This window comes from Caballeronia sp. LP006 (assembly GCF_031450995.1).
GTDB lineage: Bacteria > Pseudomonadota > Gammaproteobacteria > Burkholderiales > Burkholderiaceae > Caballeronia.
On record NZ_JARTVW010000004.1, the window covers coordinates 1,115,930 to 1,127,598 of the forward strand.

At 61.7% G+C, this 11,669-nt stretch carries 9 protein-coding genes; 1 reads left to right on the forward strand and 8 read right to left on the reverse strand.

Annotation, left to right across the window (positions count from 1 at the left end):
• Window positions 1-8 precede the first annotated feature (8 nt).
• The 8 genes from P9250_RS15145 to P9250_RS15180 all read right to left on the reverse strand — a co-directional run bounded on the left by P9250_RS15145 (window position 9) and on the right by P9250_RS15180 (window position 10,157).
• Window positions 9-1,304 (reverse strand): aromatic ring-hydroxylating dioxygenase subunit alpha, encoded by a 1,296-nt coding sequence (locus P9250_RS15145; protein ID WP_310393802.1) that lies wholly within the window; start codon window positions 1,302-1,304, stop codon window positions 9-11.
• 73 nt (window positions 1,305-1,377) lie between these two features.
• Window positions 1,378-2,136 (reverse strand): electron transfer flavoprotein subunit beta/FixA family protein, encoded by a 759-nt coding sequence (locus tag P9250_RS15150; RefSeq protein ID WP_310393804.1) that lies wholly within the window; start codon window positions 2,134-2,136, stop codon window positions 1,378-1,380.
• Complete coding sequence (locus P9250_RS15155; RefSeq protein WP_310393806.1) at window positions 2,133-3,293, reverse strand: electron transfer flavoprotein subunit alpha/FixB family protein; 1,161 nt, start codon at window positions 3,291-3,293, stop codon at window positions 2,133-2,135. Before P9250_RS15155 ends, P9250_RS15150 begins: the two co-directional genes overlap by 4 nt.
• Before the next feature lie 4 nt (window positions 3,294-3,297).
• Window positions 3,298-5,211 carry a (Fe-S)-binding protein gene (locus P9250_RS15160; protein ID WP_310393808.1) on the reverse strand — a complete coding sequence of 638 codons (1,914 nt, stop codon included), beginning with the start codon at window positions 5,209-5,211 and terminating at the stop codon, window positions 3,298-3,300.
• 15 nt (window positions 5,212-5,226) lie between these two features.
• Window positions 5,227-7,290 (reverse strand): NADH:flavin oxidoreductase, encoded by a 2,064-nt coding sequence (locus P9250_RS15165; protein ID WP_310393810.1) that lies wholly within the window; start codon window positions 7,288-7,290, stop codon window positions 5,227-5,229.
• Window positions 7,291-7,326: 36 nt separating this feature from the next.
• On the reverse strand, window positions 7,327-7,866 hold the full coding sequence (locus P9250_RS15170) for a DUF5943 domain-containing protein (protein WP_310393812.1): 540 nt from the start codon (window positions 7,864-7,866) through the stop codon (window positions 7,327-7,329).
• 25 nt (window positions 7,867-7,891) lie between these two features.
• On the reverse strand, window positions 7,892-8,863 hold the full coding sequence (locus P9250_RS15175) for a dipeptidase (RefSeq protein ID WP_244829039.1): 972 nt from the start codon (window positions 8,861-8,863) through the stop codon (window positions 7,892-7,894).
• A 19-nt stretch (window positions 8,864-8,882) separates the two neighbouring features.
• A complete protein-coding gene (locus P9250_RS15180) occupies window positions 8,883-10,157 on the reverse strand; it encodes a serine hydroxymethyltransferase (protein WP_309850224.1) in 1,275 nt (424 codons plus the stop codon).
• Window positions 10,158-10,604: 447 nt separating this feature from the next.
• Between P9250_RS15180 and P9250_RS15185 the strand changes: the two genes are divergently transcribed.
• Entirely contained in the window at window positions 10,605-11,606 is a 1,002-nt protein-coding gene (locus tag P9250_RS15185; protein WP_310393815.1) for a GlxA family transcriptional regulator, read from the forward strand.
• The last annotated feature ends 63 nt before the right edge of the window (window positions 11,607-11,669 follow it).

Here is an 11,669-nt window from a genome sequence, read left to right on the forward strand (position 1 = left end):
GAACGCGCTTAGCGCATGAAGGAAACGACTTTCTCGCCATGCGTGACCACGTCCTTGTCGGGCGTGTTCGCATAGTTGTCGAGGCGGCCGATATACCACTCGCAGAACTTTTCCACGAGCCCTTCGGTGAACGGCGAATACGGGCCCGGCTCGTAAGCGCTGCTCGTTGCACCCAGCTGCGAATACTCGACCAACGTGCGGTCCTGTTCGTTCGTTGCGCGCCACACGGCGGTGAGATTGTCGACGTCGTAATCGATACCTTCGCGCGCGTCCCTATGCACGAGCCACTTGGTGCGCACGAGCGTTTCGCCCGCGGACAGCGGAATCACGCTGAACGTGACGATGTGATCGCTCATGAAGTGATGCCACGAATTCGGTTGCGTCCAGAACGACAAGCCGCCCAGGTCCGCGCGCTCGAATCCGCCAAGCAGCTTCTTCGATGCCACCTTCGCGTCGAGCGTCTGCGATTCGCCATCGCGGTCGAGTGGCAGACGTTGCGTGCGAAAACCGGTGACGAGATCCGCCAGACGTTCGATCTCGGCGGAAGGCAGGTTCATCGCTTCCCATTGCTTCGTGCGTTCGCTCACCGTGCGTTCGAACGCGGCCATGCCGTCCTCGTTCGCAGGGGTGCGTTGATAGCCGAAGCCGTATTCATAGAGCGAAATGGTCAACTCGGGATGGTTCGCCACGCAGTGATAGCACTCGCGGTTGTTCTCCATCGTGAGCTTCCAGTTGCCCTTTTCCACGATGTCGATGCTCGCCGCGATCTTGCAATCGGCGAGACCGTGCGGCAAAAGATACGGCTCCATCGACTCGCGCAGCACGGAGAAATCGGCGGGCGGTTCATCGGCGAGACAGATGAAGATCAGGCCTGCGAGGTTCTGCACATGAACCTTCTTGAGGCTATGTTTGCAGCGGTCGAACTGGTCGCCCATGTGTTCGGCGAACATGAGGTCGCCGTCGAGGTTATAGGTCCAGCTGTGATACGGGCACACGATATTGCCGAGCGAGCCTTTCTCCTGATTGCAAAGACGCGCGCCGCGATGACGGCAGACGTTGTGGAACGCGCGAATCTGCATGTCGTCGTCGCGCACGATCAGGATCGAATCGTTGCCGATATCGACGGTCGTATAGTCGCCCGGCTCCGGCACGTCCGGCTCGATCGCAACCTGAATCCAGTGCTGCCGGAAAATCGCGTCCAGGTCGAGCGCGTGAATCTCGTCGCTCGTGTAGAACGGCGCTTCGAGCGTGTGGCCCTTTTTGCGGCGTTCGATCATTGCGCGAACGTCTGCCGAAACTTTCATCGTGTGCTCCGTTGTGCGTCACGTCTGGTGCCCCGCCAACACCCCTGAAATGCGGGCTTGCTGCGCTTTGAACTTAATAATCCACCAGTTGATGCTCGCGCAAATACGCCAGGATCACTTGTGCTTTTTCGACGGAACTCCCTTCAATTACGACGCTTCCGCCACGGCTTTCGGTCGTGGTCGCGGAAAGCATGCGGGCATGGCCGGTGCGCTTTTCGGGCGCGGCGAGGCGCTTGGGCTTCGCGCTCACGGGGCCGACGCTCCATGCGCTCGCTTCCGGATCGACAGGCGCGGCCGCTGCAACCGGTGCGACGCGTCCTTCGCGCATACGCGCATACGCGTAGCGCGGTGTCGCGTTGGCGAGCGGATGCACGGCGATGAGCGCGGGCAACTGCACGCGCACACGGCGACGCAAGCCCTTCGGCATGAACTGGCGCACTTCGACGCCTTCGTTCGTCACGTCGATATCGACAGCCGAGCCGACTAGCGCGACGTTCAACGCATCGGCAAGCCGATACGGCAACGTGCCGCTATCGAACGCGCCTTCGGCACGCGTGCCGGTCAAGACGAGTCGATAACCCGCGAGACGTTGCGCGAGTGCCGCGCAGGCATCGCCCGGTGTGTTGAGCACTTCGACGCGCGGCGCGCCCAGTGCGAGATATTCGGCAAGCGCGGGATTGGCGGGGTCGCCTGCATGCAGCACATCGAGTTGCGCGCAGTGTTCCTTTGCAATGTCGATACCGAGGGCGAGCGCGGCCGCGTCGTTGCGGCTATAACGCGCCGTGCCGCTAATAGGATGCCGGCCAGTAGAAACGAGAACGGCTATTTTCATGCGTACGCTCCTTCGGCAAGCGTCGCCGTCTGCAGGATCGGGCTGCCATTGGTACGCGATGCACGCGCGGCCGACGCCGCGTCCGTCAGCGCCTTGATGGTCTCTTGCGTATCCGCGACGATGGTCAAATTCGCACGCTTGGCAATGGGCGCGCTCGCATCGAGATTGACCGCGATGACATGCCGGCAATCCTTGATGCCTTGCAGGTGCTGCACCGCGCCCGAGATGCCGAACGCGATATACACGCTAGCTTCCACCGTCTTGCCCGTGGCGCCGATCTGCTTGTCGCGCGAGAACTTGCCGTCGTCGACAGCCACCCGGCTCGCGCCGATAGCCGCGCCCAAGGTGCTTGCCAACGCTTCGAATGCGGGCACGTCCGTCACGCCGTTGCCCGCCGAGATGATGAAGTCCGCTTCTTCGAGCGCGACTTGGGCCGCGTCCATTTCCTCGATGCCGAGATCGACATACGCGCTCGGCATCGTCGCGGGCACGACGTCTTCGCTATTCACGCGCGCGCCTGCGCCGACGTAAGGCAGCTTGGCATCGACCGCATTCGGTGCGAGCAAGATCACATCGGGTAGCGCACGCAATGCCACCGCGCGGCCAGCATGTGCATACGCAGCGACGTGCTGAAGGTCGAGTTCCACCACGTGTGTGGCGATACTCGCACCGGCGCGCGCCGCGTAACGCCGGCCGAGATCGCCGTCGCCGGTTGCGTTGTCGGGCATGAAGACATGCACGGGCGTGAAGGCCGCGACGCAGGCAGCGAGCGCGCGCAGTTCTTCATCCGGTGCGAAATGGCGGCGATCGAAGCCGGGCAGCTCGATATAACGATCCGCGCCGAGCGACGCCGCATCGTCACTGAACGCGCCGAACGCGATCAACACGACTTCGGTTTCATCGTCCGCGAGCAAGGCGGCGGCGGCCAGTGCCTGACGGCCGTGATCGTCGAGCGCGCCGCGATCCGTATGCGCCGCCACCAGCACCGCGCGACGCGGCGCTTTCGCCGTGCGGCGCGGCTTCGCTGCATCATGGTGTGTTGCGACGAAGTCAAGCAGCGCGCCGCTGCCGATCTCGCCGAGCGTGATGCGCTTGAGCCCCGCGCTCGTGACGATAAACGGCCTGCGCGGATCGATTCGTTTGATGTTGTCGTTCATCGTGTTACTCCAGCGCCGCGGCGACCAGCTCCGCCACGTCGAGCACTTCGGGACGCGCGCCGACCACGCCTTCGAGCATCGCGGTGCAATTCGGGCAACCCACGGCGACCACTTCCGCGCCTATCGTGCGGGCATCGGCAATGCGGATATCGGGAATGCGCTGCTTGCCGGGAATGTCGGTCAGGGGCGCGCCGCCGCCACCGCCGCAGCACCGTCCGCGCATGCCGTTACGCTCCATCTCCACCACCTTGATGCCGATGGACTTCAGCAGCTTGCGCGGCGCTTCGGTTTCGCCGTTATAGCGGCCGAGATAGCACGGATCGTGATACGTGATCTTCTTGTCGGCGAGCACGGTCGCGGCCTTCGGCGAGAGCTTGCCGTTCGCGACGAGTTCTGCCATCAACGCCGTGTGATGCTGCACTTCATAGAAGCCGCCAAGCGCGCGATACTCGTTGCGCAAGCTATGCAGCACATGCGGGTCCGCCGTCACGATGCGCCGGAACGAATACTGCGAAAGTGTGCCTATGAGCTTCTTCGCACATGCCTGAAAGGTGGCTTCGTCGCCGAGACGACGCGCCGTATCGCCGGTGTCCGTTTCAACGCCGCCGAGCACCGCGTAATCCAAGCCTGCCTTGTTCAGCACCTTCGCCAACGCACGCAGCGTGCGTTGATAACGCATGTCGAACGCGCCTTCGCCCGCGATCAACAAGACATCGACGGGACGACCCGGTTGCGCGACCTGCACTTGCAGATCCACCGACCAGTCGTAACGCGCGCCGATGTCAAACCCGTTCGCGCTGCCCGTTTCACGCAGATTCGCAAGCGTGATCGGACCCTTCCCCGGGACGTTGCCTTCCACGAGCGTCTGATTGCGGCGCATATCGACGATGGCATCGACGTGTTCGATCAGCATCGGGCACTCTTGCACGCAGGCGCGGCACGTGGTGCAGGACCAGATGGTATCGGCTTCGATCATCGTGGAGATGAGCGGCTTGCCCGGTGCGCCCGAATGCCTGCCGACCGGAATGCCGGGCGTCGGGCTGCCGGCGTAGAGCGCATCCGAACCGCCGACCATGCCGACGACGAGATCCTGAATCAGCTTCTTCGGATTGAGCGGTTGTCCCGATGCGAACGCGGGGCACGCCGCTTCGCATTTGCCGCATTGCACGCAGGCATCGAAACTCAGCAACTGGTTCCAGCGAAACTCGATGGGCTTGCTCACGCCATATTCCTGCGCATCGAGTACGGGCACTTTGAGCGCGGTGGGCGGCACGAAATCATGCTCGTTCTTCGCTGCAAAGCGCTCCTGACGCGGATGAAACGCGAGATGCAGCAAGCCCGCCATCGCATGCTTCATCGGGCCGCCTTGCGCCGCGCCGAAGGTCATCGTGTATGCGCCCGCCGCGATCAGCAATGCAACGATGATCGCGAGTGCACCCGACATCCACGAAGCCGGCAACAGCATGAACAATGCAAGACCAAGCGCGAATGAACCGAGCAGCAAAGGCAGGCTGTCCCACGGTCCGCGTGACAAACGCGCGGGCACTTCCTTCGCGCCGTGTCTGCGACGGTACACGAACACCGCGCCCACCAGCATGACGATAGCCGCGAGGAAGATCAGCTTGTCGAGCCACGGCGAATAAATGGCGAGGCCGTAGTTGAGGAATACGAGCGCCATCGCGAGAATGGCGCCGCCAGCGGTTGCAACGTGCGTCTTCGCGATATACGGATCACGCGCCACCACATGATGCAAATCCACGAAGTAACGCTTCGGGATGGTCAGCAGGTTAGCCCAGCCATAAGCACCGGCAGTCGTGGCGCGTCCTTCTCGCCAATAGGCCGCGCGCTTCACCACGGCGAAGGCGAGACCCGCCACCGATACCCACAGCAAGACGGTGATGACAAACACGGGGTTCATCGTCTAAAGCCCTCGTCAGAAGTCTTTGCAAAGACGCAGCGCGTCGTAGATCGCGCCGTGGATGTTGTGCATGGAGATGCAGTCGCCGACGCGGAACAAGAGAAAACGCCCGTTTCCAAGCTCTTCCGAAAGACACGGCTGCGCTTCCGATGCAAAGAGCTTGTGCACATCCACCTGGCCGCGATTGAGCGATTCGGGCTTCAGCTTCCAGTACAGGGAATCGTTGGGCGTGCTGCCGTTCTCGATCACGACCTGATCCACCGCGCGCTCTTCCTGTTCTTCCGTGTACTCGTTGCGGATCACGGCAATCTTCTTCCCGTCTTCCTCGTACACCTTGTCGAGCCAGTAGTTCGGCGTATGGATCACGCCTTGCGCATAAAGCCTTCTATAAAAGATGGGGAACGTGGTGCCGCCGACGTCATCGGCGACCTTCACGTCCGGCGTCACGATCTCGACATTGCCGCCACGGCTCGAGATGAAGTCCGCGACGCCCGCGCCCGCATGCGTGCTCACGCCGTCATAAACGAGCACGTTCCTGCCCGGCTCGACCTTGCCCGAGAGAATGTCCCAGGCGCTCACCGCGAGACCTCGTTCGACGCCCCATGCAGGCACTTGATCCGTGAACGACGAGCCGCCCGTCGCGAGCACGACGATGTCCGGCTTCTCGGCCATGATGGCCTTGTCGTCGGCGGCGACACCGAGACGACGATCCACGCCGAGCCGCTTCGTTTCCATGTCGAACCAGCGCACGATGCCCGCCATCTGCTCGCGCTGCGGCGCCTTCGCGGCAAGCATGATCTGGCCGCCGACGTAATCGTTCTTCTCGAACAGCACGACATCGTGACCGCGCGACTTCGCCACGCGCGCCGCTTCGAGTCCCGCGGGCCCTGCGCCGACCACCACGACTTTGCGCTTCGGCCCGCGCGTCTTTTCGATGACATGCGGCATGGTCGCTTCACGCGATGTCGCCGCGTTCTGCACGCACAACACATCGAGTCCGTTGTACTGCCGGTCGATGCAGTAGTTCGCGCCGACGCACTGCTTGATCTCGTCCTCGCGGCCATCGCGAATCTTGATCACCATATGCGGGTCCGCAATCTGCGCACGCGTCATGCCGACCAGATCGACCATGCCGTTGGCGAGCAGACGTTCCGCCTGACCCGCATCGCGAATGCTTTGCGCATGCATGATCGGCAGCTTCACGACCGACTTGATGCCCGCCGCGAGATGCACGAAAGGCTCGGGTGGCAGCGCCATCGGCGGCATGCAGTTGGCGAGCGTGTTATGCGTATCCGCGCCCGAACCGATCACGCCGATGTAATCGATGAGGCCCGTTTCAGCCATCGCTTGAGCGATCTCTTTCAATTGTTCGTGATCGAGACCGTCTTCATGGAATTCGTCGCCGCACATGCGCAAGCCAATTGCGAAGTCGGCGCCCACGGCTTCGCGCACGGCCTGCAGCACTTCCTTACCGAAGCGCAGACGGTTTTCGAGCGAACCGCCCCATTCGTCCGTGCGAAAGTTGGTGCGCGGACTCCAGAACTGATCGATCAGGTGCTGATGCGCCGCCGAGATCTCGACGCCATCCATGCCCGCATCCTTCACGCGCTTCGCGGCCGCCGCGAAATCCTGAATGATGCGCTTGATCTCTTCCACTTCGATGATCTTCGCGTTGCCGCGATGCACCGGCTCCCGCACGCCCGAAGGTGACATCAGATGCGGCCAGCTCTCGCCGTGCCACGCCGAACGCCGGCCCATGTGCGTTGCCTGGATCATGATCTTCGCGCCATGCCGATGCATCGCTTCGGCCAGCCGCGAGAGCGGGTCGATGACCTTGTCGGTCGACAGGTTCACCGACTTCCACCAGCCTTGCGGGCTGTCGATCGACACCGGGCTCGAACCTCCGCAAACGGCTAGCGCCACGCCGCCCTTCGCCTTCTCTTCGTAATAGCGGATATACCGGTCGCCGGGCAGACCGCCTGGCTCGGCATAGACCTCGGCATGCGCGGTACTGACGATACGGTTACGCAAGGTCAGTTTGTTCAGCGTGAGTGGCTTGAAAAGGTTCGGGTAACGCATTGCGGGCGACCTCGGAAAGGTTTTGCTTTGAAGCCTTTATTTCGATGCGAGCGGCGACACTTCGAACACACAATGCTCGCAGCCTTCCGCGGCGCATTGCGTTTCGACCGAGTGCGAACGCGGCCCCTTCTTCGTGCTGTCGGGTGCGGTGTCGTTGACCCAGTCCAGCGCGCCGGCGAACCATCCGGCGAACATGTAGCAAAGCTTGCCGTGCTTGCCCGGTTGCGCGAGCACGAAGGACGAGTGACGCAGATGCACGCGCGCCATGGCGCTCTGCGGGTCGGATTCGACGATATCGAAGACACCCCAGCCGCGTTGCGACAGGCGCTTCAGGTAATGCTCGAACACCGCCATGCCCGCTATGCCGTGCTTGTCCGCCTCCTTGTCGCACCAGTGATAAGCGGACTTGTAGCCCGCCTTGTAGAGAATCGCGGCGTAAGCTTCGCGGCCGAGCGCTTCTTCCACGGCCACGTGGTTGTTGGTGAAGAAGTGGCGCGGCACATACAGCATGGGCAGCGCGTCGGTAGTCCAGACGCCCGTTTCTTGATCGACGTCGATAGGCAGTTGCGGTTGCATCGCGGGTTCCCTGTTCTTGTTGGAGTCAGACGTTCCAGACTTCGCCGAAGAAGCGCATCCAGTTCTCGCCCATCACCTTCTTGATACGCGTTTCGCCCCAGCCCGCTTTTTCCATCGCGGCCGTGAGGTTCGGGAACTCGCCGATCGTGCGAATGCCTTCCGGATTCACGACCTTGCCGAAGTTCGTCAGACGGCGATAACGGCCCTTGTCGTGCGTGATCCAGTCGAAGAACTCGGTGCTGTAGCCTTGCGTGAAGTCCGTGCCGATGCCCACCTTGTCTTCGCCGATCACGTTGATCACGTAGTCGATGGCTTCGAGATAATCGTCGACGGTCGCGTCCGGGCCTTTCTTCAGGAACGGCGAGAACATGGTCACGCCGACGAAGCCGTTGGCGTCCGCGATCTCTCTCAGCTGATCGTCGGTCTTGTTGCGCGGATGGTCCTTGAGTCCCGAGGGACAGCAGTGCGAGTACGTGACAGGCTTCTTCGAGCAGGCGATGGCATCGGAAGAAGTCTTCGCGCCCACGTGGGAAAGATCGACCATGATGCCGACGCGATTCATCTCGTGGATCACTTCCTTGCCATAACCCGAGAGTCCGCCGTCCGGTTCATAGCAGCCCGTGCCGACCAGGTTCTGCGTGTTGTAGCAGAGTTGCACCACGTTCACGCCAAGCTCCTTGAAAACTTCGATATAGCCGAGGTTGTCCTCGAACGCATACGAGTTCTGGAAGCCGAAGATGATGCCTGTCTTGTTTTCCTTCTTCGCGCGCAGGATGTCGTCGGTCGTGCGCACGAGCGTGAGAATCTCGCTGTACTCGCGAATCTGTTGCTTCATCTCGGCGATGTTGTCGATCGTCTTCTGGAAGTCCTCCCAGACCGAAACCGTGCAGTTCACCGCGGTGACGTTACCTTTGCGCATGTCCTCGAACACGGAGCGCTCGAACTTGGAGATGTTCAGGCCGTCGATGATGATGCTGTTGTCGTGCAGAGTGCTCATCGTTGATAACTCCGTGTGCTTAGTAGATGGGGAAGCGTTCGCACAGCGCGAAGATCTCGCGGCGCACGCGTTGTTCGGTTTGCGGATCACCTTCCGGATGCTCGCGCAGCGATTCGAAGACTTCGAGAATCAGGCGGCCGGTTTCGCGGAACTCGTTGACGCCGAAGCCGCGCGTCGTGCCTGCCGGCGTGCCTAAGCGAATGCCCGAGGTGACGGTCGGCTTTTCGGTATCGAAGGGAATGCCGTTCTTGTTGCAGGTGATGCCCGCGCGTTCCAGCGCATGCTCGACCTGATTGCCCTTGAGGCCTTTCGGGCGCAGATCGACGAGCAGCAGATGGTTGTCCGTGCCGCCGGTGACGAGATCGACGCCGCCTTTCTTGAGCACTTCGCCGAGCGCTTGCGCATTTGCGAGCACGTTGTCGATATACGTCTTGAAGTCCGGCCGCAGCGCTTCGCCAAAGGCCACCGCCTTGCCTGCTATCACATGCATTAGCGGGCCGCCTTGCAGGCCGGGGAACACGGCCGAGTTGATCTTCTTGGCGATGTCTTCGTCGTTCGTGAGGATGAAACCGCCGCGCGGACCGCGCAAGGTCTTGTGCGTGGTGGACGTGACCACGTGCGCATGATCCACGGGGTTATCGTGACGCCCCGCCGCGATGATGCCCGCGATATGCGCCATATCGACCATGAGCTTCGCATCGACGCTATCGGCGATCTTGCGCAGACGCGCGAAGTCCAGCTTGCGCGGATACGCCGAGAATCCCGCGATCAGCAATGACGGCTTGTGTTGCTTCGCGAGTTCCTCGATCTGCTCGTAATCGATCAGCATGGTGTCGCGGTTCACACCGTATTGCACCGCGTTGAACCACTTGCCCGAAAGCGCGGGCTTCGCGCCATGCGTGAGGTGACCGCCCGCATCGAGCGACATGCCGAGAATGGTGTCGCCGGGTTTGGCGAGCGCAAGCATCACGGCGCCGTTGGCCTGCGCGCCCGAATGCGGCTGCACGTTGGCGAACTTCGCGTTGAAGAGCTGCTTGATGCGATCGATGGCGAGCGCCTCGACTTCATCCACGAATTCACAGCCGCCGTAATAGCGCTTGCCCGGATACCCTTCCGCGTACTTGTTCGTGAGCACCGAGCCTTGCGCTTCCAGTACGGCGCGCGACACGATGTTTTCCGACGCGATCAGTTCGATTTGCGATTGCTGGCGCTCCAGTTCTTTCAGGATCGCGCCGCGCACCGAAGCGTCGCTGGATGCAAGCGGGGCTTCGAAGAAGGGATTCGAGTTCGACATTGGCAGGTCCGTGGGTCAAGTGTGACGGTCGTTCGACGGCGGTGCGGGTGGCTCTTCGGATGCTTTTCCGTTTGCCGTCGCGGCCGTAATCGTTGCGTCTATTCTTGACTTTCGTCCTGCCGGTCAATTTACGAATTTAGACGTGTTCTTGGCCTTTTCCGACATGCGCGTCTTTTTTCGACAAGTGGCCCGATGGATTTCGGTGTAGCGATTTATTCGGTGCGCCGCTGCACTGTCGCGGAACGCCCGTGCGCTTCGAAGGTGCGCGCCCTTGCTCGTGGAGGGTCGGCGAGGAAATCGCGTCTATATGAAGCATGCACGATGCCTCGCGAGGCTCAGGGTTTAGCCTGATGGCATGGTAGTTGCAAACGAAACCAAAATGCAAAAAGTGGCAAAGCGCCGCATCTGACGGCGTCAAACAATAGATTCGAAGGAATCATCCCTCACATGTCCCCCGATCGCACGGCGTCGCTGTTGCACTTCGCTTTCATGCCGCTTCCCAACTTCACCATGATCGCTTTCACCAACGCGATCGAAGTCCTGCGCATGGCGAACTATCTGACGGGGCAGCCGTTGTATCGCTGGTCGATCGTGAGTCCCGATGGCGGTCCCGTCACCGCGAGCAACGGCTTGTCCGTCGATACAGGTCCGGTGGAATGCGTGGGACAACCCGATATCGTGTTCGTGGTCGGCGGCATCGATGTGCAGCGCGCGACCACGCCCGCACATCTCGCCGCGCTGCGCCGCTTCGCCCGCATGGGCAGCGTGCTCGGCAGCCTCTGCACCGGCACTTATGCACTGGCTCGTGCGGGCTTACTCGCGGGCTATGCGTGCGCCATCCACTGGGAGAACATGTCGGCGCTCAAGGAAGAGTTTCCCGACACGCGCTTCCTGAAGGAACTGTTCGTGATCGACCGCGATCGCGTCACGTGTACCGGCGGCGTCGCGCCGCTCGACATGATGCTCAATCTCATCGCATCCCGCGTGGGTACGGCGCGCGTGACACAGATCGCCGAGCAATTCATCGTCGAACATGTACGCGATACGAGCGCGCAGCAGCGCATGCCGCTCGTGGCACGACTCGGATCGGCCAACAAGTCGCTCTTCGAAGTGATCTCGCTCATGGAGAACAACATCGAGGAGCCGCTGTCGCGCGAGGAACTGGCGCGCCTTGCCGGCATGTCGCAACGGCAATTGCAGCGGCTCTTTCGCGAGCATCTCGGCATGACGCCGACGCACTACTATCTCACGCTGCGTCTGCGGCGCGCGCGCGAACTGCTGCTGCAAACCGATATGTCGATCATGCATATCACCATGGCTTGCGGCTTCCAGTCGGCGTGCCACTTCTCGAAGAGTTATCGCGATGCCTTCGGAACCGCGCCCACGCGCGAACGCCGCAAGCAAGCGCCTTCACTTGCGGCGGTTGCACCTTCGGCGCTGGTTGCCTGATACCGGTTCGGACAAAAAGAGCCGTTGGCTTGCAACAGCCAGCGGCTCTCTTCATTCCAGGCC

Excerpts from the sequence above, each read along its gene's own strand:
- P9250_RS15180 (WP_309850224.1), bottom strand. The coding sequence starts at position 10,157 with ATGTCGAACTCGAATCCCTTCTTCGAAGCCCCGCTTGCATCCAGCGAC.
- P9250_RS15185 (WP_310393815.1), top strand. The coding sequence starts at position 10,605 with ATGTCCCCCGATCGCACGGCGTCGCTGTTGCACTTCGCTTTCATGCCG.
- P9250_RS15155 (WP_310393806.1), bottom strand. The coding sequence starts at position 3,293 with ATGAACGACAACATCAAACGAATCGATCCGCGCAGGCCGTTTATCGTC.
- P9250_RS15170 (WP_310393812.1), bottom strand. The coding sequence starts at position 7,866 with ATGCAACCGCAACTGCCTATCGACGTCGATCAAGAAACGGGCGTCTGG.
- P9250_RS15175 (WP_244829039.1), bottom strand. The coding sequence starts at position 8,863 with ATGAGCACTCTGCACGACAACAGCATCATCATCGACGGCCTGAACATC.
- P9250_RS15165 (WP_310393810.1), bottom strand. The coding sequence starts at position 7,290 with ATGCGTTACCCGAACCTTTTCAAGCCACTCACGCTGAACAAACTGACC.
- P9250_RS15145 (WP_310393802.1), bottom strand. The coding sequence starts at position 1,304 with ATGAAAGTTTCGGCAGACGTTCGCGCAATGATCGAACGCCGCAAAAAG.
- P9250_RS15150 (WP_310393804.1), bottom strand. The coding sequence starts at position 2,136 with ATGAAAATAGCCGTTCTCGTTTCTACTGGCCGGCATCCTATTAGCGGC.
- P9250_RS15160 (WP_310393808.1), bottom strand. The coding sequence starts at position 5,211 with ATGAACCCCGTGTTTGTCATCACCGTCTTGCTGTGGGTATCGGTGGCG.